This is a genomic window from Ruegeria sp. CDSC021 (assembly GCF_059610845.1).
The window spans coordinates 66,250-90,640 of record NZ_JBXWOK010000013.1 but is presented as its reverse complement, the minus strand read 5'-3'; the positions used below and the strand labels follow the sequence as shown (position 1 = coordinate 90,640).

20 protein-coding genes, 2 tRNA genes and 1 pseudogene are annotated in these 24,391 nt (G+C 56.5%); 18 read left to right on the top strand and 5 right to left on the bottom strand.

The annotated features are described in order from the left end of the window. The first annotated feature begins 26 nt into the window (after positions 1-26). On the top strand, positions 27-2,789 hold the full coding sequence (locus tag AC2FGB_RS17345) for an autotransporter family protein (RefSeq protein ID WP_496694475.1): 2,763 nt from the start codon (positions 27-29) through the stop codon (positions 2,787-2,789). Between the two features lie 311 nt (positions 2,790-3,100). Here AC2FGB_RS17345 and AC2FGB_RS17340 read toward each other — a convergent pair. Beyond that, positions 3,101-3,535, bottom strand: a pseudogene (locus AC2FGB_RS17340) (tyrosine-type recombinase/integrase); the annotation flags it as partial. Between the two features lie 438 nt (positions 3,536-3,973). After that, positions 3,974-4,048 (bottom strand) — tRNA-Thr (locus tag AC2FGB_RS17335). A gap of 229 nt (positions 4,049-4,277) precedes the next feature. Between AC2FGB_RS17335 and AC2FGB_RS17330 the strand changes: the two genes are divergently transcribed. The 10 genes from AC2FGB_RS17330 (at position 4,278) to AC2FGB_RS17285 (ending at position 10,981) form a co-directional block, all read left to right on the top strand. Further along, positions 4,278-4,433 carry a hypothetical protein gene (locus tag AC2FGB_RS17330; protein WP_185956727.1) on the top strand — a complete coding sequence of 52 codons (156 nt, stop codon included), beginning with the start codon at positions 4,278-4,280 and terminating at the stop codon, positions 4,431-4,433. Between the two features lie 6 nt (positions 4,434-4,439). After that, complete coding sequence (gene murA / locus AC2FGB_RS17325; RefSeq protein WP_281973612.1) at positions 4,440-5,708, top strand: UDP-N-acetylglucosamine 1-carboxyvinyltransferase; 1,269 nt, start codon at positions 4,440-4,442, stop codon at positions 5,706-5,708. After that, entirely contained in the window at positions 5,705-6,181 is a 477-nt protein-coding gene (locus AC2FGB_RS17320) for a DUF2948 family protein (RefSeq protein ID WP_496694474.1), read from the top strand. Before murA ends, AC2FGB_RS17320 begins: the two co-directional genes overlap by 4 nt. Beyond that, a complete protein-coding gene (locus AC2FGB_RS17315; protein ID WP_496694473.1) occupies positions 6,171-6,692 on the top strand; it encodes a GNAT family N-acetyltransferase in 522 nt (173 codons plus the stop codon). The genes AC2FGB_RS17320 and AC2FGB_RS17315 overlap by 11 nt, the downstream gene beginning before the upstream one ends. A gap of 60 nt (positions 6,693-6,752) precedes the next feature. Then, on the top strand, positions 6,753-8,054 hold the full coding sequence (gene hisD / locus AC2FGB_RS17310; protein ID WP_496694472.1) for a histidinol dehydrogenase: 1,302 nt from the start codon (positions 6,753-6,755) through the stop codon (positions 8,052-8,054). 120 nt (positions 8,055-8,174) lie between these two features. Continuing rightward, positions 8,175-8,972, top strand: a complete 798-nt coding sequence (locus tag AC2FGB_RS17305; RefSeq protein WP_496694471.1) for a hypothetical protein — start codon at positions 8,175-8,177, stop codon at positions 8,970-8,972. An 86-nt stretch (positions 8,973-9,058) separates the two neighbouring features. Next, positions 9,059-9,538, top strand: coding sequence for a UPF0262 family protein (locus tag AC2FGB_RS17300; RefSeq protein WP_142639020.1), 480 nt, complete (start codon positions 9,059-9,061; stop codon positions 9,536-9,538). 3 nt (positions 9,539-9,541) lie between these two features. Continuing rightward, complete coding sequence (locus AC2FGB_RS17295) at positions 9,542-9,994, top strand: arsenate-mycothiol transferase ArsC (RefSeq protein ID WP_142639018.1); 453 nt, start codon at positions 9,542-9,544, stop codon at positions 9,992-9,994. A 2-nt stretch (positions 9,995-9,996) separates the two neighbouring features. Next, on the top strand, positions 9,997-10,395 hold the full coding sequence (locus tag AC2FGB_RS17290; RefSeq protein ID WP_281995642.1) for a ketosteroid isomerase-related protein: 399 nt from the start codon (positions 9,997-9,999) through the stop codon (positions 10,393-10,395). Continuing rightward, complete coding sequence (locus tag AC2FGB_RS17285; protein WP_281995643.1) at positions 10,388-10,981, top strand: GNAT family N-acetyltransferase; 594 nt, start codon at positions 10,388-10,390, stop codon at positions 10,979-10,981. Before AC2FGB_RS17290 ends, AC2FGB_RS17285 begins: the two co-directional genes overlap by 8 nt. Positions 10,982-11,031: 50 nt before the next feature. Here the strand turns inward: AC2FGB_RS17285 and AC2FGB_RS17280 are convergent, their stop codons facing one another. Then, positions 11,032-11,949 carry a hypothetical protein gene (locus AC2FGB_RS17280; protein ID WP_496694470.1) on the bottom strand — a complete coding sequence of 306 codons (918 nt, stop codon included), beginning with the start codon at positions 11,947-11,949 and terminating at the stop codon, positions 11,032-11,034. 169 nt (positions 11,950-12,118) lie between these two features. Here AC2FGB_RS17280 and AC2FGB_RS17275 point away from each other — a divergent pair, with 169 nt between their 5' ends. From AC2FGB_RS17275 to AC2FGB_RS17250, 6 genes are all read left to right on the top strand, one after another. Beyond that, a complete protein-coding gene (locus AC2FGB_RS17275; RefSeq protein ID WP_142639010.1) occupies positions 12,119-12,994 on the top strand; it encodes a carbon-nitrogen hydrolase family protein in 876 nt (291 codons plus the stop codon). A 91-nt stretch (positions 12,995-13,085) separates the two neighbouring features. Further along, entirely contained in the window at positions 13,086-13,304 is a 219-nt protein-coding gene (gene infA / locus AC2FGB_RS17270; RefSeq protein ID WP_005978431.1) for a translation initiation factor IF-1, read from the top strand. A 10-nt stretch (positions 13,305-13,314) separates the two neighbouring features. After that, positions 13,315-13,893: a Maf family protein gene (locus AC2FGB_RS17265; protein WP_496694469.1), complete on the top strand. Its 579-nt coding sequence runs from the start codon at positions 13,315-13,317 to the stop codon at positions 13,891-13,893. After that, positions 13,890-14,912 (top strand): ribonuclease E/G, encoded by a 1,023-nt coding sequence (locus AC2FGB_RS17260; protein ID WP_496694468.1) that lies wholly within the window; start codon positions 13,890-13,892, stop codon positions 14,910-14,912. Before AC2FGB_RS17265 ends, AC2FGB_RS17260 begins: the two co-directional genes overlap by 4 nt. Further along, a complete protein-coding gene (locus AC2FGB_RS17255; protein ID WP_496694467.1) occupies positions 14,909-15,091 on the top strand; it encodes a DNA gyrase inhibitor YacG in 183 nt (60 codons plus the stop codon). The genes AC2FGB_RS17260 and AC2FGB_RS17255 overlap by 4 nt, the downstream gene beginning before the upstream one ends. Positions 15,092-15,170: 79 nt before the next feature. Further along, a tRNA-Phe gene (locus AC2FGB_RS17250) sits at positions 15,171-15,245 on the top strand. A 298-nt stretch (positions 15,246-15,543) separates the two neighbouring features. Here AC2FGB_RS17250 and AC2FGB_RS17245 read toward each other — a convergent pair. Then, a complete protein-coding gene (locus tag AC2FGB_RS17245; protein WP_496710143.1) occupies positions 15,544-20,658 on the bottom strand; it encodes a RecQ family ATP-dependent DNA helicase in 5,115 nt (1,704 codons plus the stop codon). Between the two features lie 473 nt (positions 20,659-21,131). Between AC2FGB_RS17245 and AC2FGB_RS17240 the strand changes: the two genes are divergently transcribed. Further along, complete coding sequence (locus AC2FGB_RS17240; RefSeq protein WP_496694489.1) at positions 21,132-21,461, top strand: MobA/MobL family protein; 330 nt, start codon at positions 21,132-21,134, stop codon at positions 21,459-21,461. Positions 21,462-22,804: 1,343 nt separating this feature from the next. Here the strand turns inward: AC2FGB_RS17240 and AC2FGB_RS17235 are convergent. Continuing rightward, complete coding sequence (locus AC2FGB_RS17235) at positions 22,805-24,349, bottom strand: ShlB/FhaC/HecB family hemolysin secretion/activation protein (RefSeq protein WP_496694465.1); 1,545 nt, start codon at positions 24,347-24,349, stop codon at positions 22,805-22,807. Between the last annotated feature and the right edge of the window lie 42 nt (positions 24,350-24,391).

Sequence of the window (24,391 nt, the reverse complement as noted above, 5' to 3'; positions counted from 1 at the left end):
CAGCTGCGTTGCTGGCGCAAGTATCAATGGTTGCCCTGATGGCCGGGGACGTACATGCGGATACGATCTCGAATGTGGTGACGACACCTCAGGTTTTCTCGACCGATGCGGATCACAAAGTAACGGCAAGCGGCGCGATCGAGATAACTTCTTCCACCGCTGCAGCTTTGACGATCACGACAGATTATTCGAGCACATTTACGAATAACGGCTCGATTTCGGTCACGGCAACGGATACCGATACTGCGACGGCACTTTTGCTGGACGGAAATTTGCAGCAATCCGGTGCTTTGATGAACAATGGCACCATTTCTGTAGATGTCACCGGGTCTGATCCTCAGGATATCTATGGCTTGCTGGTGAACGGTGACGCCGACGGGGTAATCCAAAACACCGGAACGATTGATGTCGACGTGTTGTCCACGGATGGCGATATCGAGGCCTGGGGTATCTACGTTGACGGTGACGTTTCTGAAACAGGTAAGATCGTCAACACCGGGACGATCAAGGTTGATGGGCTGATCACCGACGGAAGCACCGCATCAATCTACGGTATTGCGGTCGACCGCGACGTCGCGGGTGTGATCAGAAACAGCGGCACGATTGATGTCCGCGCCAGATCATTCGCCGATGATTATGCCTATGCCTGGGGCATTTACGTGCAAAGTGACCTGGAAGAAACCGGTCAGATCGTGAACTCGGGAACAATCAAATCGGTTGCCATATCGACCAGTGACAGTACCGCGTCTGCCTATGGGATCGAAGTCAATGGCAATGCGCACGGTGTGATCCGCAATACCGGCACATTGGAAGTATTGGCCTCTGCCCCTTCGACCTATGAGGCGATTGCCTATGGAATTTTGGTCGATCGTGACCTGTCCGGTCAGATCGATAACAGCGGTACCATCGAGGTAACCGCAATCGGTGTTGAATCCGACGCTTCTGCTTTCGGCATTTACGTCGATGATGACGTATTGTCCGGCGCGTCCGTACATAACAGCGGTACAATTGAGGCCTTTGCCAGCGCGGATACCGATGACGTTGCATATGCGGGCGGGCTTTACCTTGAGGACCTTGTTGACGGGATCGTGGTAAACTCGGGCACGATTACTGCCACGGCTTTGTCTCTCAACACCGCGGACGAGGCGACCGTGACGGGCATTTATGCCGGGGATGACGTTTCCGGTACAATTCGCAACTCGGGCACTATGACGCTTTTCGCAGAAGCTGCCGAAGATTCTGCAGAAGCCTCGGGGATTTACCTGACCGATAACCTAAGCGGCTCTCTGGCAAACACGGGTGAGATTACAGCGACTGCGATTTCGCATGACACCTCTGCCGAGGCCTATGGGATTTATGTTGATGAAATCGTAACCGGTGACATCAAGAACACCGGAAGCATCACCGTCACCGCCAATGGTGCGCAACAGAATGGTGGGCCACCGCCAAACGCATCTGAGGCATTCGGCGTGTACGCCGGCGACATGCAGGGAACGTTCTCGAACACGGGCCCGATTACCGTGCACGCGACCGGCAGTTCCGGCACCCGTGCAGCCGGTATTCAGTTCGACAATTTCGACGGAACGATTCATGATCTCGGGACCATCAGGGTTTCGGGGAATGATGAGGTCTACGCCGTCTACCTTGGAACCGGCACGGGGACGCTGAATGTCGATACAATGGACGACGTTGAGGGTCTGATCCGCGTTCAGGACCATGACGTGAACCTAGAAGCCAAAGGAGGCAGTGGCGTGTTTGCGTTCGAAGATGCCGCGCCGGGTACGGGTACCTTCAAGACCACCGTGTCTGACGGGCAATCCGCTTGGTTCGTGCAGGACAAGGGCGGCGCGGCCCCGATCTATTCTGTGGTCGACGGCAATGACATTGCACCATCGGGCGATGTCGCGGCCTTCTTCGGCAGCATTGTTGGCGGCAGTGGCAATGCGCTTAGCTATGGTCAGGGACCGCAGGTCGCGCAGGGCGCAACTTTCGCTGGTTTCCGGCCCTTCGCAATGATCGACGCCCAGTATCGAGAGTTCGAGAGCGGCTCGAACGATGACACGGACGTGACGATGTTCAGCGGAAGCGCCGGGTATACGGGGCAGATGGACAACGGAGTGTCTCTGGCTGTTGCCATGGGCGTGTTCACTTCGGATGGTGACAACAGCACCACTGATTTTGACACGAATGGCTTCTATCTTGATGCCGCAGTGGGCCGTCAGTTTGGTGCCTACACGCTGGATGCCGGATTCGGCATTGGTTGGCTCACGACTGATCGTAGCCGGTCGATCTCGGGCAGCTCTGACGCCAAGGCCGATTATAACAGCAGGCTGTTGACCGCGAACATCGGGGTCGAGCGTGCATTCGACGTCAGTGACGATTTCGGTTTGCTTGGTTTTGCCAGCGCCCGTTACACCAACCAAAAGGATGACGGCTATACCGAGACGGGGTCATCTGCGAATGCCACCGTCGGCGATATCACCACCGAAGTTGTCGAGGCCCGTTTGGGGGTTGAGGCATCAAAGGACCTTGAAAACGGCGGTGTTCTCAGCGGTCAGCTTGGCGGCGTGTTGCGGCGCGACCTAGGCAGTTCCGAGGGCGACGTAACCGTCTTCTCTCAGACCGAGTCTCTGGCCTTTGCGTCAACCGACTTTACCGGCGCCAGTGTCGTGGTCGGATACGAGCAAGATCTCATTCAGGACATGCGGCTTGAACTGACGGCGGAACAGGAAATCGGCAGCGACGCTCAGGGGCCATTCCTGCGCGCCGGACTTCGCTGGTCGTTCTAGATCTAAAGAGCACTGCGGCACCGAGAGCGGTGCCGCAGAAATCGGCTCCAAGCTGAACTATGTCGGGCTATTTGGTGTATAGTGTTGACCCTTTCACAAGTCTATTTGAGCTTCTCAAGTAGTCGACAATTATCCGAACATTATTGCGGTTGCCTGAAACCTATTATGCAACTGTTTCTTGAGCTTGTGTAAGCCGTCATTCGTTCGATGTGCAGTATCCGTCAAAATGGGCTCTCATTCCTCTTTCGTCGCCGGGAGGTCATAGGTCCGTTCTGAATCGGCGAACGGAAGGTGCCGCCCGCCGACATAGTTCAGATGTCGATCCGCTCTGCAATACTCAGCGCATCTTCCAGTTCAACCCCAAGGTATCGCACTGTGCTATCGACTTTCGTGTGTCCGAGCAAAAGCTGCACGGCGCGGAGGTTGCTGGTCTTTCGATAAATCTCGGCTGCCTTGGTCCGGCGCAGCGAATGGGTCCCGTAGCCGCTCGGCTCCAAGCCAATCGCTGTTACCCAGTCGCGGACAAGCCGACCGTATTGGCGCGTTGATATGTGCGGTCGATCATGGAAGCGGCTAGGAAACATGAACCTGCATGCAAATATTTCGGGTGAATGAACCCACGCCAAAACAGCATCTCGTGTGTTTTCCGACAGTTCGAACTGAACTGGACGCTTGGTTTTGCTCTGGATAACCGAAACCCGTTCTCTGACCCGATCATCTTTAACCAGATCGGTCACCGCGAGGCGCTGCCTCCGCACGACCTTTCTGTCGGATCGCAAATGCCCATCGGGCTCCCGTGGCTGGCGAAAGCTTCAATCGCTAGGCCGCCGCCGGCCCGCCTAACCCTTCCTCAATCAATCTCTGAAACCGCGCCCGAAAGGCTTCCGGCAAAGGTGCTGACATGATCCATCCTCCCAATCAGGGTGAATCACAAAATCAGCTTGTTGGGAATCCCCACGATTCAGGTTTTGGGCGGCGCGCTTTAAGGTCTGTCAATTCAGTGGTCGAAGTGTCTCAAGGCTTTGAGAATACCAAATTCGTATGCCTCTGATGGCACTCGCGCTGATTTTCGGATGGCTACCAATGTAGTCGAGAATGGTATTTTCAAAAGGTGGACTATGGGGTGGTCTGAAATAATTCTTAGAACGTAAACTATTGATAACCATGTAAATTTTTAAGGTATATGGTGCTGCTGGAGAGAATTGAACTCTCGACCTCTCCCTTACCAAGGGAGTGCTCTACCTCTGAGCTACAGCAGCCTATCCACTTCAGGGCACCGGGAAAAACGCCCTACTAATACCCTACTAATTTCCACCACGCTCCACTAACTCATTGTTCGAACAAACAAACTTGGAATGGACCCGCCCATTACCAAGGGAGTGCTCTACCTCTGAGCTACAGCAGCGCTGTGGGCGGGTGATTAGACTCAAACGAAACGCGGCGCAAGGGTGTCTGGACGGTTTTTTTCGCCTCCTGTAGAGAAAGGTTATGGCAGAAAAAAATACACCTAAAAAACACGGCAGATCCGGCGATGTGCGCGAAGAGCGACTGAAAGCGGCGCTCAAGGCGAATATGGCGCGGCGTAAGGCGCAGGCTAAGGCGCGGGCAACCCAGAACGGCAAAGCCGACAAAGACGAGGGATAAGAGCAGATGGATTCGATTCTGGTGACAGGCAACGGGCCGCTTAAAGGTCAGATACCGATTGCAGGGGCAAAAAACGCGTGTCTGACGCTGATGCCGGCGACCTTGCTCAGCGAAGAACCGCTGACGCTGACCAATGCGCCTCGGCTGAGCGACATCAAGACGATGACGGCTTTGCTGCAGTCCTTGGGGGCCGAGGTGTCGTCATTGCAGGATGGTCAGGTGATCGCAATGTCCAGCCACGACCTGACCAGTCAGACGGCGGACTATGACATCGTGCGAAAGATGCGCGCGTCAAACCTTGTGCTGGGTCCTTTGCTGGCGCGGTTCGGGCAGGCAGTCGTCTCGCTGCCCGGAGGCTGTGCAATCGGCGCGCGTCCGATGGATCTGCACGTCGAAGGGCTCGAGGCGCTGGGCGCTGAGATTGAGCTTAAGGACGGGTATCTGCATGCCAAAGCTGTGGGCGGGTTGAAAGGTGCCGTGCATGAGATGCGATTTGCATCCGTGGGCGCGACCGAGAACATTGTCATGGCGGCCACGCTGGCCAAAGGCACAACGGTTCTGAAGAACGCGGCGCGCGAACCTGAAATCGTCGATTTGGTCGAGTGTCTGAGGAAGATGGGTGCCCAGATTTCCGGTGAAGGCACGCCGACCATCGAAATTCAAGGCGTAGACCGGTTGCATGGCGCCACCCATCAAGTAGTCACTGACCGGATCGAGCTGGGCACCTATATGCTGGCGCCGGCGATTTGTGGTGGAGAAGTCGAACTGTTGGGCGGGCGGATGTCTCTGGTGGAATCATTTGCCGGGAAACTGGATGCGGCGGGCGTGAATGTCTCGGAAACAGCAAACGGTCTTTTGGTCGCCCGCAAGAACGGGCGTGTCAAAGCCGTGGATGTCGTGACCGAGCCGTTCCCGGGTTTTCCGACCGACCTGCAGGCCCAGATGATGGCGCTGATGTGCACGGCCGAAGGTACCTCGGTGCTCGAAGAACGCATTTTCGAGAACCGTTTCATGCACGCCCCCGAATTGGTGCGGATGGGCGCGAATATCGAAGTGCACGGTGGCACGGCAACCGTGACTGGTGTCGAACGTCTGAAGGGCGCACCGGTTATGGCGACAGATCTGCGCGCTTCGGTTTCGCTGATACTGGCGGGGCTGGCTGCTGAAGGTGAAACAACTGTCAGCAGGGTCTATCATCTGGATCGTGGGTATGAGCATGTTGTGCGCAAGCTGGAAGGCGTGGGCGCCAAAATTGAACGGATCAAAGACCAATGACAGACGCAAGTTTCCAAGATGGGCGTGAGGCTCCACTGAATCTGGGTGCAGAGGATGGGGATGACCTTCAGGTGATCTCGACTTTGACACAGGATGCGGTGTTCCCAGTATCCGAAATGACCTGGCACCCGTCGCAGCGCCGCTTTGGCCTGTTGCTGAACCGTTTCCGCTGGGAGGACAAGGATGCGGCCACGCGCCGGGGCCGTCCATTCGAAAGGGTGCAGTCTGTGCTGGTGTTCGCTTCCGTTCTAACCGTGGCCAGCCAGGGTATCGACCGTAGCGAGAAGGATTTGGTGATGTCCTTGCTTTCGGTCGATTTTGAACCCGGCGAAGACGGCGCGGGTCAGATTTTGCTGACATTGGCCGGTGATGGCGCGATCCGCCTGTCGGTCGAGGCAATAGACGTCACGCTCAAAGATGTGACCCGCCCGTATCAGGCGCCGTCGGGGCAAGCACCGCATCATGCAGAATAAGCGCGGTATCGCGCAGGCCTTCTCAGAACCACCCGCTGGTCTGATGTTGCGCCGCGCGACCGTGTTTGATGTCTTTGATTTAAGCCGCGTACTAATCCGTTCGATCACGCAGCTGTGCCGGGTGGATCATGGCGATGATCCACAGGCCGTTGCGGAATGGACCGCCAATAAAGACCCGGAGACCATTCGGGGTTGGATCAAGGCCGGAGCGCAGATTTGGCTGGCCGAGCGCGCAGGTCAGGTTGCGGCTGTCGGCGGATTGCGTGAGGGCGGCGAGATCACGCTGCTCTATATCGACCCGGCTCATACCGGTCTTGGGGTGGGAAGCGCGTTGTTGGCCCGGCTGGAACAGGAACTGGCCGCTGCCGGTTGCACCGAGGCACAGCTTGAGGGGACACGGACGGCCCAGGCGTTTTATATCCGGCATGGCTGGAAACCGACTGGCGGCTGCGCGGCGCGCAAAAGCATATCCTGTTTTGAGATGCGCAAATCGCTGCACCCGGTGGACTGAGGGTTGAGGACAGCCCATCCCGGCGATATGACCCGGTGAAACGCTACGGAGTGCCAGATCATGCCCGTTTTCCTAAACACCAAGACGCCCGAGTTTGAAGCCGCTTTTCAAACCCTGCTGTCGGCCAAGCGCGAAGACAGCCCGGATGTTGATGCCATCGTAGCGCAGATCATTGACGATGTCCGTGCCCGCGGCGATGAGGCGGTAATCGAACTGACGGCCAAATTCGACCGGTTAGAGCTGACACCGGATACGCTGGCTTTTTCGGCAGAGGAAATCGACGCCGCCATTGCGCAGGTCTCGGACGCGGATCGTCAGGCGCTCGAACTGGCAGCCGAACGCATCCGGGCCTATCACGAGAAACAGATGCCCGCCGATCACCAATGGACGGATGAGGCCGGGGCGACCCTTGGCTGGCGCTGGTCCGCAGTGTCTGCGGCGGGGCTGTATGTGCCGGGAGGGCTGGCCTCGTATCCGTCGTCGGTTCTGATGAACGCGATCCCGGCCAATGTCGCAGGGGTCGAGCGTCTGGCCATCGCCGTGCCCACCCCAGACGGTCAGGCGAACCCTCTGGTCCTTTTGGCCGCGCACCTGTCAGGCGTGACTACGGTCTATCGCATCGGCGGGGCGCAGGCGATTGCGGCACTGGCCTATGGAACAGATACCATCGCAGCGGTGGACAAGATCACAGGCCCCGGAAACGCTTTTGTTGCTGCCGCCAAACGCAGAGTCTTTGGTAAGGTCGGTATAGACATGATTGCGGGACCGTCCGAGATTCTGGTTATTGCTGACAAAGACAACGACCCCGACTGGATTGCACTGGATCTACTCAGCCAGGCAGAACATGACGAAAGTGCTCAATCCATTCTGATCACGGATAGCGCCGATTTTGGACGGGCCGTGGCGCAAGCCGTGGAAAAACGTCTTGAAACCCTGCAACGCCGGGCCATAGCCGGGGCCAGTTGGCGCGATTTTGGTGCGGTGATCACTGTGGGCAGTCTGGATGAGGCAGCCTCTCTGTCGAACCGAATTGCCCCGGAACACCTTGAGCTATGCGTCGCAGATCCCGTCGCTCTGAGCGAAAAGACAATTCACGCAGGTGCAATCTTTCTTGGTCAGTACACGCCCGAGGCAATCGGAGATTATGTTGGTGGGCCCAATCACGTCCTACCCACTGCTCGGTCGGCGCGTTTTTCTTCCGGTCTGAGTGTGATGGATTTCCTGAAACGCACGACGCTCAGCCAGATGACACCCGAAGCCCTGCAGGCAATCGGGCCAGCGGCAGAGCAACTTGCGCAGTCGGAAAGCCTTGAGGCGCACGGGCTGTCCGTGACGGCACGGTTGAAGCGATTGAACGGTTGATCACCTATGGTCAGAGGGTCACACCTGCAATTACCTCATCCGATTTTCCCCGACAGGGCTTGAAATCAAGGGGCAAATTGCGGCGCTCTTTGTGTGCGACCGGATCTAAAGGAGGTTGATTTGGAACGTGTGGCGACCCTCTGGATCGGTAAGCGCTTTAGCTTTTTGGAACATCTGTGCCTGAAGTCCTTCGCCGATGTCGACCAAAAGCCAATCGTCTATCACTATGGCGATCTTGAAGACATTCCGGATTATATCGAGCCGCGCGATGCCCGCGAAATTTATGATACTCCCGAGATCTACCGCGATCCGATAACCCGATCCGTGGCCGTTCATGCAGATCTTTTCCGTCTGCAGTTGATGCAAAAAACCAACTATATCTGGGCCGATGCGGATGCTTATGCGGTCCGGCCATTCGAGACAAAGAACGGGTATCTTTTTCCGAATGCGAACCTCAAGAAACAACGGATCATGAACGGTGTACTTGCGTTGCCCAGCGACAGTCCGGGGCTGCAAGCCATGTGCAAATATGCTTTTGACAGCGATCTGGTGCCGCCATGGTGGACACAAGAGCATAAGGAAACCTACAGCCAAATGTTCAACGGGTCGACCTATTGGAGCCTGCCAATTTTCAGCTTTGGTCCGCCCATGCTGTTTCACTTTCTTTATGGCACACCAGAGCATGAGATGGCTGTGCACAGGTCGGTCCTCTATCCTATCCCATTGCGATATCGCGGCCTTTGGAATGACCCCGACCTTTCCAAACTGGATTTTCTGAAGTGGGACCAACAGATGTCCGTCCATTTTTTTGGATCCTGGTTCCGAAAGATCTTTCTTGGCCGCCAAATCAACTCTGGTTCACTGGTCGATACGCTGTTGCGCAAACACGGAATAGATCCGTCCGAACACCCGCTTTGACGATTTTCGTCGGACGGCCCGTCACTGCGTTGCCCATTTATTTCCATTGGGATAAGTCTGTCCCGACCTGAACGGACCAAACGACCATGACCCGAATTTCGCACATCGAACTGGATGATAGAAACTTGCCCCCGCCGACTCCCGAGATCGAGCAGGAGCGCAAGGTGGCAATCTATGATCTGCTTGAGGATAACGCTTTCGCGCTGCCCAAACGCGATGATCGTGTGGTTCCGGAAGGGCCGTATCATGTGCAGCTCTCGATCCGTGACAAGCGTTTGGTCTTCGACATTGCCACCGAAGCCGAAGAAAAAGCGGCCGAGTTCCATCTGTCCCTTGGACCATTCAGGCAGGTGGTCAAGGACTACTTCCAGATCTGTGAAAGCTATTTCGACGCCGTAAAGACTTTGCCGCCCAGCCAGATCGAAACCATCGACATGGCCCGGCGCGGTATCCATAATGAAGGCAGTCGGGTGTTGCAGGAACGTCTGGAAGGCAAGGCCGAAGTTGATTCAGACACAGCCCGCCGCCTGTTTACGTTGATCTGCGTATTGCATTTCGGGGGGTGACGGGTGACGTCTCTGCCGCAGTCCATCTTGTTCTGTTGCGACCACAATTCGGTCCGATCTCCGATGGCCGAAGGCATCATGAAGAAGTTTTATGGCACCGGCACCTATGTGCAATCCGCCGGGGTGCACAACGATCTTGAGATCGATGGCTTTTGCATTTCGGTCTGTCATGAAATCGACGTCGAGCTTTCACGTCACCGATCCCGGTCGTTCGATGAAATGCAGGAATGGGGCGACGACCTCAGCTCGTTCGATCTGATTGTAGCGCTGTCGCCGGCCAGCCAGCGCCGTGCGCTGGATTTGACGCGGGTTTTTCATCTGGATGTCGATTATTGGCCAATAATGGACCCTACCGGGCTGGGCGAAAGCCGCGAGGAAAAGTTACATCACTACCGACAGACCCGCGATCAGATCATTCAGCATCTGAAGGACCGCTGGGGCGAACCAACGGAGTGACCATGAACGAAACCGTCAAAACCTATTTCGAAGCCTTCAACGCCGGGGACGTAACCGGCATGCTGGCCTGTTTGTCCGACGACGTGGCCCATCATGTGAACGAAGGGCAGATACGAGTGGGCAAAGAGAAATTCGCAGCTTTTTGTGACCACATGAACCGCTGCTATCGCGAGAACCTCACCGATATCGTTGTGTTCGCGGCCGAGGGCGGTACCCGTGCCGCCGCTGAATTCATCGTGAACGGCACCTATCTTGAGACGGATGAAGGCCTGCCCAAAGCACGCGGGCAGACCTACCGCCTACCAGCCGGGTCATTCTTTGACCTGAAGGATGGCAAGATCACGCGGGTCACCACCTTTTACAACCTGGCCGACTGGACCAAGCAGGTCTCGAATGGCTGAGGTCACAGGCGTTCGCGCCTTGACCGGGGCGGCGCTTGAGGCGGCTCTGGATGACGTCGCTCGCTTGCGGATCGAGGTGTTTCGGGCATGGCCGTATCTTTATGGCGGCGATCTGGAATACGAGCGGAAATACCTGCAATCCTACCGTGACAGCGACAGATCCATCGTTGTTGGTGCCTTTGACGGGGATCGTCTGATCGGCGCATCGACCGGCGCCCCGCTAGCCGACCATGCCGCCGATTTCGCGGCGGCCTTCGATGGCTCTGGGCTGGACTTGTCCCAGATCTTCTACTGCGCGGAATCCGTCTTGCTGCCCAACTATCGCGGGCAGGGCGTGGGGCATAGGTTCTTTGACTTGCGCGAAGCCCATGCGCGCAGCTTTGGCTTCACGAAATGCGCCTTTTGCGGTGTGCAACGCACGACCGATCACCCGATGCGGCCTGATACCTACCGCCCGCTGGATGCTTTTTGGAGCGCGCGGAAGTATGAGCCGTTGCCCGGCGCTATTGCGCAGTTTTCGTGGAGGGATATCGGTGAAGAAGGCGAGACGCTGAAGCCTTTGCAATTCTGGATCAGGGATTTGTAGGTGGTTTTGCCCGCTGTGCGGAGAAAGCCGAAATCAACGTCTACCGGCCCTCATCCATCATGATTTTCTACGCACCTGATCACAGACGCTTCAAGAAGCTCGCGATTGAAGGGCATGCTTTTGGCTGGCGTGCCTAGAAGGACAAAAGATGTTTTCCAAGTCGCTTCGCAAAATCCAGCGGCGCCCATCCATGCGACAAAGGCTGAGAATCGCATACCGCTGAGCTCTAGTTCGACCGGGTCATAGACAGGTTCAGTCGGTAACAGCTCCAGGTCCGGTTGCTGGCCTCGAATTACGTTCAGAGCAACCTTTACCCCAGTACTGTCAATCGAATCCTCTGACTCGGCACCTGTTCTTTCCGACGCCAGATAATCCAAAAACTCTTGAAGTATTTCTTCTTTGGTTTCCGGGCTCTCAAGCAGCTTTGCAAAAGTAAGTAGTCTTTTTTGGTGGTACCCGCCCGGCTCTAGGCGTTGTGCAAGGCTGCGAAGTAACTCGGTATCTCCGGTGGCTATTGGCATATAATATTGGCTTGTCAGCGAGTTAGTCGTCGAAGTAAGTAGTTCAAGCGCTTCCTCGACGCACCCGTTTAGCCAGTAAGCGGCGATGATTCTGCTTTTATCCCTCGGGTTCGAACGGGCGAAATCAGTCAGTTGAATGACATCATAAAGCGAACCATCTTGCAGTTTCTTCCTGAGCGCCCCTTTGTCGCCATCGAATTGCATTAATGCCGTCCGCATCAAATAGAACTTTAACTCATCCCGCTGTTCGCGGGCGGGTTCTTTGGACATAAGCAACATGGTCAAACTGGCTCGTCTAACGTCTTGCTCTTTGCCATCACCCAAACCATCCAAAAACAACTGAGTAAGCGGTTCGTCGTGCCATGTTGGCGTATCAAAACAGTCCGCAAGCGCGGGCACAGATAAGCACGTTGTTCCTAAAACCAAGCAAAGGATTCTAAAATTCATCACTGGAAAATCCTCAATTTTCTTGCTCTCATTTACCAGTGCTGAAGTTCGTATGCCATGGGCTTACAAATGAACTAGCTGTCCTAAATTCAATGTGTCACGGTTGGGCTATACAGTCCACGAACGCACACTTAGATTTCAGCCGAGTTAAGACTGCAAGGAATGCCCCATGAGACTTGCCACCGCCGCCTATAACCTCGACTGGCTCGAAAACTGGGCGCAGTATGAAGATAAGCTGGCCCGCTGGGTCTCGGATGCCGCAGGGCAGGGGGCAGATCTTCTCGTTTTCCCCGAGTATGGCGCGATGGAATTGTCGACTTTGGACGGGGCCGAAGTAGCGGGTGATCTAGAGCGTTCGATCCGTGCTGTTTCAGATCGGATGGGGGACGTGCAGGCCCTGCATTCGCGTTTGGCTCAAGAGCATGAGACCTACATCCTGGGCGCATCCGCTCCAGTGATTGACGGGTCAGGCCGTCCGGTAAACCGGGCTGTGCTCTACGCTCCGAACGGGACGTTTGACCATCAGGACAAACAGATCATGACCCGCTTTGAACGCGAAGACTGGGATATCGCGCCGGGCGGACCACTGAAATTGTTTGATACCCCACTTGGAAAAATCGGAATCCTGATCTGCTATGACAGTGAATTCCCCCTGCTGGGCAGAGCCCTAAGTGAGGCGGATATAATCCTGGTTCCCTCATGCACCGAGGCGTTGGCAGGATACTGGCGTGTCCGCATCGGGGCTATGTCGCGTGCGCTGGAAAACCAATGTGTTACGGTCATGGCGTCTCTCGTGGGCAAAAACGAATGGTCCGATGCGGTGGATATGAATACAGGAACGGGCGGTATTTTTGGTCCACCTGACAAGGGTTTTCCCGCGACCGGAGTGTTAGCAGAGGGTGCGCTGAACCAACCTGGCTGGACCTATGCCGACGTCGACTTGACTACGATCGCCAATGTGCGCCGGGATGGCCATGTGTTGAACCGCGCCCATTGGGACGAGCAGTGCGGTCGAGTCGAAACAGTCACAATATCCTCTCTTTAGGTGAATACGCCCTTGAAATAAGCCCCAAATAGGCTCATTTAGGCGCACATCCCCGTAGATTCTGCGGGTGCAACGTAATTATGGAGACAACATGGCCAAGGAAGATACGCTCGAATTTCCCGGTGTCGTGAAGGAACTCCTGCCTAATGCGACGTTTCGGGTCGAGCTGGAAAACGGCCATGAGATCATCGCACATACGGCAGGCAAGATGCGCAAAAACCGCATCCGTGTTCTGGCTGGCGACAAAGTTCAAGTCGAGATGACCCCCTACGATCTGACCAAAGGTCGGATCAACTATCGCTTTAAGTAACGCCCGACACATGGCGTTTATTCTCGGATCGGGCAGTCCAAGGCGGCTGGACCTGCTGGCGCAGCTTGGTGTGCAGCCCGACGCCATCCGCGCCCCGGACATTGACGAAACGCCTTTGAAAGGTGAGCTGCCGGTGCCCTACTGCCACCGGATCACACGCGCCAAGGTGCAAGCTGTTCCCGCCGAAAGCGATGATGTCACACTTTGTGCGGACACCACGGTCGCGCTGGGTCGGCGCATCTTGGGAAAGCCTGAAGATGCAGGTCAGGCGGCCGAGTTTCTGCACGCTCTGTCTGGACGGCGGCACCGGGTGATTACCTCGGTAGCGGTTCGGCGCGGCGACCGCATATCGCAACGCGATGTGGTGTCTCAGGTCAAGGTCAAGCGCCTGTCGGATGTTGAGATCAATGCCTATCTGGCAACCGGTGACTGGCAAGGCAAAGCCGGTGCATATGCAATCCAGGGGCCTGCAGGGGCGTTCATCCCATGGATTTCCGGCTCATTTACCGGCATTGTGGGACTACCATTATCCGAGACTGCCGCTTTGCTGCAGGGCATCGGCTATCCTTTGTATCGCGAGGCACAATGAAGGGGCGTACCATCGTTTTAGACCACATCAACAACCGCGAGGCAGCGGCGTTGATGGTGGACGGAAAGCTTGACGATTTCCTTATTGCTTCCGAAGCCCCGGCACCCGGTACCATCTACCGGGCGCGGGCGGATCGCCCGGTCAAAGGGCAGGGCGGGATGTTCCTTGCCACGCCGGACGGCCAGGCCTTTTTGCGACAGGTCAAGGGATTGGCCCCCGGTGAGCTTAAGCTGGTCCAGGTGACCGGTTTTGTCGAACCCGGAAAGGCGCTGCCGGTGACCGATCGCGTGCTGTTCAAAAGCCGCTTTGCGATTGTCACACCGGATGCGCCTGGCCTGAATATCTCGCGCAGTATCCGGGATGAGGATGAACGCGACCGCCTGCTGGAAATCGCACATGAGGCCATGGCGGGCAGCGAACACGGGCTGATCCTGCGGTCCTGCTGTCAGGGCGAGAACGCCGAAGAGATTGCTGAAGATATCGGCGTCATGCTGGCTCATGCCGATGCTGTGATGAACGACCCCGGTACCGAGCCTGAGGTTCTGCTCGCAGGTGATGGGCCGCATGTTTTGGCCTGGCGCGACTGGACCGACCCGGCCGAGGTCGTCACCGAGCCCGGCGCCTTTGAGGCGCATGGTGTCCTGGATGCATTGGATCAGGCGGGCGGAATATCAGAACAATTGGCCGGGGGCGGACACATCTATATCCAGCCCACCCGCGCCCTGGTGGCCGTAGATGTAAACACGGGTTCAGACACCTCGATGGCCGCCGGAACCAAGGCCAATTTCGCCTGCGCAAAAGCACTGCCACGTGCGTTGCGTGTCCGTGGGTTGGGGGGGCAGATCACGCTCGACCTCGCTCCAATGCCCAAGAAAGACCGGCGCGGTTTCGAAGCCGCTTTGCGATCTGCATTCAAGTCTGATCCGATCGAGACGATTCTGGCAGGATGGACCCCGTTGGGTCACTATGAGTTGCAACGCAAACGCGGCCGGATTTCCCTTGCGGAGGTGCTGAAATGAGCTGTCCGATCTGTCACGAACCAACGGTGTCTCAATTCCGTCCTTTTTGTTCGAAACGCTGTGCAGACATTGATTTGGCCAAGTGGCTGAACGGGTCTTACGCGGTTCCTTCGCAGCGTGAAGTAGACGTTGAACAGGATGTTTCTTCAACTGAAACTGAGATGACGCGCCCACATTGAAAAAATGTAAAAAAGCCTCTGGACACTGCCAGTAGCAAGTCATAGAACGCCTCCACCCAACGGCAGAAGCCGTATCCGTGCCCGGGTAGCTCAGGGGTAGAGCAGTGGATTGAAAATCCTCGTGTCGGTGGTTCGATTCCGCCCCCGGGCACCATTTATCCAGGATCAGATTGTAGCTAACAATCTGTTTTATAAGCCTTAAATGTAGACTGCGTCTGCTTGATTGAATGGGCAAGGGGCTGTTTGCTCCACAACTTGCTCCACAATTTGCTCCGCTCAAGATGTGTACTTCACATGGAAATGTTGGGGGTGTCCGAAAACAGTGTTGGCCCGCCATGCGGACAAAGCTGCCAATAATCCATCTTGTTGGAATGTGTGATAACGGCCCTGAGCAGTCCTTAGTGGCAAGTGCAGCGAACGATTGCTTGACCGCCCCACTTGCCATTCTGATCTTATACTGCCCCCTTGGCCTCTTCGAAAACCAGTTCAGGCACTACGACTTCCCAATTGGCGCGTTTAATCAGGTGATGAAAACGCTCATCGGCATCTTCCTTACGCCAGTGTATGATGGCCGCGATCTCGCCGGTGACAAATTTCGTGCCAATCGGGGGCGTAAATGCTCTTGCCATCCGCCCGAGGACCCGCCCTTGAATATCCTCGATCTGCCAGCGATCTCCAACACTGGCGAGCTTGATTGGCGCGCCGACCTGCGCTTCAGCGATCGCGTCATGAACAATGTGCCGATCACCTTGGCGCCCTGCAAATGACAGGTCGACCATCTTCATTTCTGGCGATTGAAAGAACCGGCGCGGGCCAGGGACTGTCGCCAAGTCGGGCACCACGTGCCGCTTGACGACGGAAGGTGACTCGGTGGGAAGGTATTCGTGATTGTCGTTACTCATGACGATCAAATTGCGCCGCGCACGTGTCATGGCGACATAGAACAAACGCCTCGGCGCGTCCTGATCTTCGTTTCGCGAGGGCCGCTCCCAACCACCATCCAGGATCACGACATCGTCGAATTCGAGGCCTTTCGCGCGATGCGCCGTCAACAACTTGAGGCCACGCTGCTCGCCCCATGAGTCTTTCGACCATTCAGCAAACCATTCGATCACGTCAGGGCTCGGAAGCGCTTTGCCATCAACTTCACGCGCAAGTTGGCCAAGTCCCTCGCCGATCCGGTCAGTCCAACGGCTCGTGGGTATCGCATTCAGAGTTTCGGTAAGGTCGCCCAAGCTGACCAAGGCAACGTGCCTCTCGCGCAGGCCACCAATGAACCTCCGCATCTCACGGGTGCGCCACACACTTGGCAAGTTTTCGTTCGCCATTTCGACTGGAATTCCATGCGCCTCGGCAAAATCGCGGACTGGCAGAAGCTTGCGCCAATCACGAGAAATGATTGCCGCGCCCTTCCAGCTCCAATCCGGGATCAGTTTTGACAGGCGGATCATCTCGTTGACCGCCGCAAGGGCCTGAGCGTCATTTCCGGCCGGGCAGCCAAGGATTTGGACCCGCCCCTGCGCAACCGGGTCGAGGCTTTCCATGATCCCCCCGGCCGGGTCCTTTTGCCTCGATTTGTCGACTGTAATCCCATGGCCAGTTTTCATACGTTCCCGAGATCCTTCGATCACGGCATTCGCTGCGCTGATGATGTTTTTCGACGAGCGATAATTGTCGGTCAGAAAGACCGGCTTGGCTGAATAATCCTGTTCGAATTGCCGGATGTGGCGCACCGATGCGCCGGCAAACGCATAGATATTCTGGTCGTCATCGCCGACCGCGAACAGGCTGATGCGTTGATCGGGGTCGTCGATACTGCGACCGGCCACCGCTGCGATCAAGGCGTATTCCTCGGGCCCAACGTCCTGATATTCGTCCACGAGAATCCATCGGAACCCTTGGATCAAGGTCTCTCGTAAGGCTTCGGCCTCGATTTTGTCCAGCCCGTCGCCACGCAAAAGACGTGCCGCATCGATCAGAAGCGTCTCGAAATCAGGCTCATCGGCCGTTTCCCGTCCGGCGAAGCTCGCGCCAATCAACCGCATGGCTAAGGCATGGATGGTCAAGACGGTCACAAAGCGAGCATCTTCGCCAATCAGCAGACGCAAGCGTTCCCGGATCTCGGCGGCCGCGTGACGATTGTAGGCGAGCACCAGTATACCGTTTGGATCTTCGCGCTTGATCCGGACCAGATAAGCGACGCGATGGACCAGCACGCGTGTCTTGCCCGACCCCGGCCCCGCGAGGACAAGGACATTGGTCTGTTCGCGGTCGTCACGCACGATCTGCTCTTGTGTCGAATTCACCAGATTGTCGACGATCTCGGCGTAAGACTGAGGTGTTGCCTGCCGTCTGAACTCCGAAATTTTCCCTGGCATCCAAGTTTTCATGAAGTCGGACTGATCCATTGCGAAATAGTCATGCGCGAGCCGCTGGGCCTGATCGATATCGTCGATACCTTTGCCCGCATATGCCGCCATCACGTGGGTCTGGATGGTTTGTTCAGTGTAGTGGTCTTCGAGCGGCGCGAAATGCTGGGTGGTAAAAGCGCCGCCCTTCTGATTGATGTGCAACGTCATGGCCGAGCGGAACACGGACAAACCCTTGCCCAGAGTCACCACCTGCTGTTCGTGCAACCACAGAAGCGCCCGGTCCATCAGCTTTGCAGGGTGATTGACAGATGTCCGCAATAGCGCATCGCTGTTGATTGCTGCAAGAAGGTCGCCAAGCGTGGTCTCGACGGGAACATCTTTCCCACGCAGGCCAGCCTGAACCTTGTTGATCAAGAATGAAACCAATCGCTCTGCGGCCTGCCTGCGAAGCTGAGCGGTCTGTTCGATTGTCCCCCATGATCTTTGCGTTCGCACCATTACACTGCCTTTAGACACCTTGCGCAGGCCAATATTGCCTCTGCCGCCATCCATGTCGCGGCCATCCTGCGCAATCCCACGGAGCAAACCCTCGACAATATCGGGCCGCACGGAGGCGTGTCCCCGCTCCCGCAGGTCCTGCGCCACTGAGGCCAGATGGCAGGGCACAGCCTCATTGATGTCCGCGTCTGGCGCGTGCTCTCTAAGGATCGCAATCAGGTCAGCTTCCAACCGGGACGCCGCTTGGAATCGTTTCGGCGAGGCATTCTCGACGCGCACATGCACGAAGATGGTGATGTTTGTATCATCTTTTGCAATCCCCAAGGCCTCGAGGTCCGCCAAAGCTTTGCGAACGCCCGACATCGTCAGCCCACTGACCCCGCAGAGCTCGTCCGTGGTGATGCCCTCTTCCTGCGGCGCGTTGATGATATGCTGCACGATGGCGGCCAGATCCTCGCGCCGCCGCTCGGTGATCTCAGCGGATGCAAGGATTTCACGGACCTCCTTCATGCTTCTTACTCGGAGCGAGGCGGGGAACACCTGCACCCGGTTTTCTTCGCGGTTCAGAAGGTGTGCTTCTTCCAGCCAGGCGACGGCCGTCTTCACTCGCGTATCGTCGGTATTGCTGTCCCGCTGGAAATCTCGCTCTTTCTCCTCATGAACGATCTCACCGGGTGTAGCGACTATTTCACCGCCTTTTCCGGTCCGAGCATCAAGGCGCCGAAGCGCCTTCAGGATCGCGCCGATTTCGTGCCGCGCGAGTCGAGAACGCGCGCTGAGGTTGAACTGACGATCAACGTCTTCGGTATTGAACAACAGGACGCAGTTTGCAGGTTCGCGGTCTCGCCCGGCGCGACCCGCCTCTTGCAGGTAGTTTTCCAGCGACCCTGGCACGTCCCCGTGAACCACCAGACGGATGTCCGGCTTGTCGACCCCCATCCCAAAGGCATTGGTGGCCGCGATCACGCGCAGATTGCCAACGCGGAAATCTTCCTGGATCTCACGTTTGTCATCGGCGCTGAGGCCCGCATGATAGCGTTCAGCGGCGATGCCTTGTTGTTTTAAGAACTCCGCCACGCGCTCGGTTGCGTTTCGGGTCGCACAGTAGACGACGGCCCCTGACACGCCCTCGCGCGGAAGCTGGGCTTCGATCGTGTCGAGGATATCGGTCATCTTGGTGGCACGCTGCGTTGGCAGCACCTGGAAGCTCAGGTTCGACCGCGATGCGCCACCGTCGATCAACACCAGTTCGGACCCCAAACGCTCTTTGAAATGATTGCGGATGTCTTGCACGACGTCTGGCTTCGCTGTCGCGGTCAAGCAAAGCACCGGAGCCGGTTCGTCGCCTGAGCTCTCCTTGATAAACCGCGAAACGTAGCGATAGTCGGGTCTGAAATCGTGTCCCCATTTGGACACGCAGTGCGCCTCGTCCAACACCCACAGCCCTATCTCGCGCTGTGCCAGAACGGACCGAACTGTTGTGCTGCGCAGTTGTTCGGGCGAAATCAAAAGGATCGCAGCATCCCCGAGCCGCACCTTGTCAAGCGCATCCTGACGCTCGGGCAATGACAATAGCCCGTTAATAGTCACTGCCGAGGAAATTCCGGCCCGAACCAGGCCCTGAACTTGGTCCGCCATCAGCGCCACAAGCGGCGATATTACGACGGTCAAGGCCCCGGTCTTGTCGAACCGAGACAGCGCGGGGATCTGGTAACAGATGGATTTACCCGTGCCCGTCGGAAGGATGCCCAACAAATTGTCGCCTTCCATGGCCGTCGCCACAATCTTTTCTTGAAGCGGGCGTCCGTTCTCGTCGATTGGTTCCGGGCGGAAACTTGGAAAACCGAACCATCGTTCGAGCGCACGAGTGGGATCATTGTGCTCTGCGCAATAGGCACAGTGCTGATCACGACAATTCGTATCTCTCAGGTCTTTGACCAGCCGTGCTGCGTCACGGAATTGCGCCCGCACCCAAGGCGGCATAACAGAATCCCCACCAGCGACCGAAATCCAGGCAAGGGCATATGCCATCGGCCAGCCCAGCCCAGTGTCCGAGAGCCGCTCGAGCAAGGCGTCCACCTGCGCGCCGCAGGCCAAGTCTTTAAGCAACTTCCGAATGGCCTCGTGCGCTTCTGCTTCTGTCGGGATAGGCGCCCCGCGCACGTCGCTGAACAACCGATCAAACCCGTCGCTACCGGGACCTCGGCAGCACAACCAGTGATAGGCCATCATCGTTTCTGGCGACAACGTGTTCAGCGATACCAAGGCGTCGATCTGATTGCGAAGAACCTCGAACACAAGACGCGCGTCGAGCTCGGGATCGTTGACGTGACCACTTTGAAGCCGCCCATCGCGGTAGTGCTTGACCAGATGATGGTAGGGATTGCGCGGGAACGCCAAGGGGTTGAGCCACAGCGTGTCAATCGGTCCGTCCGCGAGCTTTGCGAAGCGCGGCGAGACCGCCATGAGATGCGGCAGGTCATGGCGCAGAATATTGTGTCCAATGACATGTGCGAAACCGGCGCAAAACAAGTCGAGCTTTTCAAGCGCGGCCTTCGGATCGCCTTTACGATGAATTATCCCCTCTCCATCACCGTCTGGCACGGCTGCAAAGGCGAACAACTTGGCTTCCTGGGGATCAACCTCCAGATCAATCGACAGACAACGCGACAATACGTTGGCTTGTTCCCGCGGCATTTGAATATGCTTATTTCCCGGCGGAATAGCCTCGGGGCTTTCAAGTGGCTGTTGTTTGCCACGGCCAAGGGCCTTCGATATGCCGCGGGAAATTAAGTTTTTCATATTCGCAGGCTAATAATTATTCACAAGGAGCGGAACCTTCGGCGGCCATTTGACAAAATATGTTGTCCCGATGCCATGCCAAGTTTGCGAGGTGCGGCCAGTGTCTTTTTCTTCGGATTTGAAGATCTTCCCATCCGGAGCCAACAGCCGGTCGACAAAATCACTCGGCACCTCTATGTGAGACCGGTGCTGGCAGGTTTCAGACAGGTTTGTTGATCAAAGTTCGACTGTTCTCCGCCCCGCCGATCTTTTACGAATGCAGAATACCCCCGGTTCCCGCCCAAACGACAAATGCTGCGCTCATCCCCTAAGTCGCCTTTGGTCCCGAAACCGACCTCTGTGCGGCGCCCGGTCTACGATGCGCGCACATCCTGCATTCTCGTGCCGACGGTCGCTCCGCCGCCTACACCGCGCGCACCACCTTCCGGGATGCGCGGGTTAGACGACGGTTTTCGCCGGGCAGAAAGGGTGGCCTCCTGTCTCATGAATTGATCAACTGGACAGGAAACGCCGAGGAGCTCTGGAACGCTGCTGAGCGTTCGGAACGCCGAAAGAATGCAAGAGTCATCCGCGAACTGCGCCCATCCCTGCCGCGCGAGCTACCGCTTCCCGAGCAGGCCCGGCTTGTCCGCGGCTTCTGCCTCTGGCTTCGCGATGAATACGGCGTTGCCGTTCAAAGTTTCGCTTGCCTAATTTGACCGGCCCAGATGGTCGGAGGCTCTTCGTGGAAGTGCGGCACTTTAGATTGTAGGCCTATTTGAAGTAAATATAGGTACGGAGCATTGTTGGGCTACGTCAGCCAACGTAAACGCCAGGGAATAAGGGCAATACGAAAGCCAGTTAACCAGATGACAATTGAAGAACTATTGGTCGATTAATCTCATTGTCCGAGCAAAACCTACCCAGCGAGCTTCAGCGCTGCTTTCGTTTGACCGAGATAATGCATCCGGAATGCTTCGGGTGCCGTGCTGGTACATCACGAGCCATCGCATCCACATTTCCAAGGTGTCGTAGTGCCCCGCTGTTCAGCAACACGCCGCGCCCGGCATCATACCGACGTTGCCCAAATCCGCTGGCAACGCATTCCCAGTTTTCCTTGGCCGCTGCGCTGCGGAACCTCGGCAGGTCGTGCGGGTCATGCCGTCCAGGAGTTGCTGCGACGTGATCGTGTTTCTTTGAATTACTTTGGTGGGTTAAATGGTGGGTCACTTGTGTTGTGCCAGGTTGCTGAACAGTACCGGTTGTCGGCCTCGGCTTTGGGCGCATGATTGTCACGACGCCTTGTGGCTTCGGATGTCCTGGGACGGCCACGTGAGTTGCCGTAGGTTTTGGTGTCAACTGTGGAACCTGGCCAGGAACCGCGGTGGGAACCTGATTGGGGGTTGCGGTTGGGACAAGCGGTGGCGTCGCTGTAGTGCCGCTGGGTTGCGGAACACGGCCTGGCACTGCGACTGGTATTTGGTTGGGTGTCGCTGTTGGCACAAGGGGCGGCACAGCCGTCGGGCCAGTAACTTGAGGCGGAACCTGGCCAGGGATAGCTATCGGAACTTGATTGGGAGTTGCAGTCGGAACTTGCGGCGGCACCGCGGTAGGACCGGTAGCCAATGAGGGAACCTGATTTGGAACAGCTGTCGGAACCCGGCTTGGTGTCGCGTTTGGTGTCAAAGGCGGAACTAGGGTCGGCGCTAGGACCGGTGTGGGAACCTGACCTGGAACCGCTATTGGTGTCGCAATAGGAACCTGACCGGGAATTGCGTTCGGGACCGCGCCCGGCGCAAGGACTGGAACAGTAACTGATGTGGGCGTTTGCTGTGTTCCTTTAGGCGGCAACTGATTTGCCACCGGCTGCGTTGGGCCGGTAATTTGATTGCCTGCCCCTTGCCCACCGGCCTGCCCACATCCTTGGCTCGACTGGTGCGGATTCCCTACGCCACGGCACCACCCAAAATGATTTCCCTGCGCGACGACCTGCGTAGCGGCCAGCTCTGCGACCAAACAAGCTGCGGTAAGTAAAACAATGCGGTTCCGTTTCATAACATCCTCACCAACTTGTTGTCAGAGCAAGATACGCGCCAGGATCGCCTGAGTCGGTCAAAGGGCCATCTCTCAAAGGGACACCGACATATCCGGACAGGAAAAGGTTTTGCTTAAACTCAATGTCCAACCCAAGACCTGTCGATGCCAGTGTAGCATTGTCAACTTCAAAACTCGCAGGGTCATTGTTCGAGATGTAACCCACGTCGAAAAAGGCAAAGGGCGTTAAGCGATGTATGCTCTGGGAACTGGGGAAGTAGGAATGAGACACTTCGAAAATCGCGGAAATCCCGGAATCACCATCCACTTCGTCAAAACGATATCCGCGCAAAGCATAACGATCACCAAGGAAGTACTCTTCGACAGAGGGCAGCCGGTCTGTTGTGTACTGCCCCCAAATCTCGGTGCGCCAAGCTGTGTTGGGCGACAAGCCCGTTAGTGGGCTTTCGTATCCGATGCCGCCTCGTAGATGCCAGAACGAAGAGTCCCCGTCGTCAAAATTCGCGTCTGTCGTGTCGTTGTCATTGTCACCAAAAGATAAGGTTAGCCCCGCTTCCAGAGCTTGTCCCTTTGGATAGTTTTGCCCGTAAAGATATGTAAGGCCAACGACACTCGCGTCACTGGATAGTGGTACGCCACCACTGACTGAATCCGCTTTTGAAAGGCGATAGTCCAGCAGAAGATATCCATAACGGGCCACATCTCGGATCACGGGGTAACCCATCGCGACTGTGAAGTTCTCGCCGTCAATATCTGTTCTCGCAAAGTCCCCTGAGAGGTCACGTTTTGCGTTTATGTTCCCGTAGAAGATCTCACCGTACAGACCATTGCTGTTCAGCGGCGTGCGATAGGTAAGAGCGCCCCATAAAGAGTGCTCATCGTCCTTGTCCCAATTGTAGTTGCCTGATCCCTCAAATCGCAGCAAATCCCCGACGGTCAGCGTTGAATAAAACTCTTGCACGACATAGAAGCTGAGCGCTTCTCCAAGCTCACGCGGAGGGTTGTCGAGTGTCGCACTCCCGGCTTGTTTGCGCAGAGGCTCTCCCAATACTCTCAGCCGAGCACCAGCCTGATCCGGGTAATCAAGTTCGGTCGACAACTCCAAGTCAGGTATGTCCTCGGCTAGCATAACCGCCCGCTCAAATCGTTTCAGCGTTATGGGATAGGAGGTGGTGAGGGGCTGAAAAATCTTCTCTAGGGTTTGGAACGTACGAATATCTACGCCTTCAATTTCGATGGTTTGAATGCGCCCTTCATCAACAATTATGCTCTGCCCATCGGGGCCGGGCCAGGCCTCAGCCAAGAAGTAACCGTCTTCTCGGTAGATCTGCGTGATCGTTGATGCGACATCCACCGCTGTAATGCGCCCTGACCGATCAAAAGCCAACTGACCGGCAAAAGTTAACAGCTCATCCGTATCATATACCGTTACGCCGCTGACAGAGTGCTGTGATGCGATGTCCCAGGTTTGGGCAATGCTGTATTTTGGAACTGCAACAAAGGCCACTAAAGTGCAAATGATCGCAATTACAACCGAATTGGATACGGGCATTATCGATAACCTTAAGGTGACTGAGCATGTTGAAGCCCAATG

Excerpts from the sequence above, each read along its gene's own strand:
- AC2FGB_RS17300 (WP_142639020.1), top strand. The coding sequence starts at position 9,059 with ATGACCCGAATTTCGCACATCGAACTGGATGATAGAAACTTGCCCCCG.
- AC2FGB_RS17275 (WP_142639010.1), top strand. The coding sequence starts at position 12,119 with ATGAGACTTGCCACCGCCGCCTATAACCTCGACTGGCTCGAAAACTGG.
- AC2FGB_RS17315 (WP_496694473.1), top strand. The coding sequence starts at position 6,171 with ATGCAGAATAAGCGCGGTATCGCGCAGGCCTTCTCAGAACCACCCGCT.
- AC2FGB_RS17330 (WP_185956727.1), top strand. The coding sequence starts at position 4,278 with ATGGCAGAAAAAAATACACCTAAAAAACACGGCAGATCCGGCGATGTG.
- AC2FGB_RS17260 (WP_496694468.1), top strand. The coding sequence starts at position 13,890 with ATGAAGGGGCGTACCATCGTTTTAGACCACATCAACAACCGCGAGGCA.
- AC2FGB_RS17280 (WP_496694470.1), bottom strand. The coding sequence starts at position 11,949 with ATGAATTTTAGAATCCTTTGCTTGGTTTTAGGAACAACGTGCTTATCT.
- AC2FGB_RS17255 (WP_496694467.1), top strand. The coding sequence starts at position 14,909 with ATGAGCTGTCCGATCTGTCACGAACCAACGGTGTCTCAATTCCGTCCT.
- AC2FGB_RS17235 (WP_496694465.1), bottom strand. The coding sequence starts at position 24,349 with ATGCCCGTATCCAATTCGGTTGTAATTGCGATCATTTGCACTTTAGTG.
- AC2FGB_RS17320 (WP_496694474.1), top strand. The coding sequence starts at position 5,705 with ATGACAGACGCAAGTTTCCAAGATGGGCGTGAGGCTCCACTGAATCTG.
- AC2FGB_RS17290 (WP_281995642.1), top strand. The coding sequence starts at position 9,997 with ATGAACGAAACCGTCAAAACCTATTTCGAAGCCTTCAACGCCGGGGAC.
- hisD (WP_496694472.1), top strand. The coding sequence starts at position 6,753 with ATGCCCGTTTTCCTAAACACCAAGACGCCCGAGTTTGAAGCCGCTTTT.
- murA (WP_281973612.1), top strand. The coding sequence starts at position 4,440 with ATGGATTCGATTCTGGTGACAGGCAACGGGCCGCTTAAAGGTCAGATA.
- infA (WP_005978431.1), top strand. The coding sequence starts at position 13,086 with ATGGCCAAGGAAGATACGCTCGAATTTCCCGGTGTCGTGAAGGAACTC.
- AC2FGB_RS17285 (WP_281995643.1), top strand. The coding sequence starts at position 10,388 with ATGGCTGAGGTCACAGGCGTTCGCGCCTTGACCGGGGCGGCGCTTGAG.
- AC2FGB_RS17265 (WP_496694469.1), top strand. The coding sequence starts at position 13,315 with ATGGCGTTTATTCTCGGATCGGGCAGTCCAAGGCGGCTGGACCTGCTG.
- AC2FGB_RS17345 (WP_496694475.1), top strand. The coding sequence starts at position 27 with ATGGTTGCCCTGATGGCCGGGGACGTACATGCGGATACGATCTCGAAT.
- AC2FGB_RS17245 (WP_496710143.1), bottom strand. The coding sequence starts at position 20,658 with ATGCCGCGGGAACAAGCCAACGTATTGTCGCGTTGTCTGTCGATTGAT.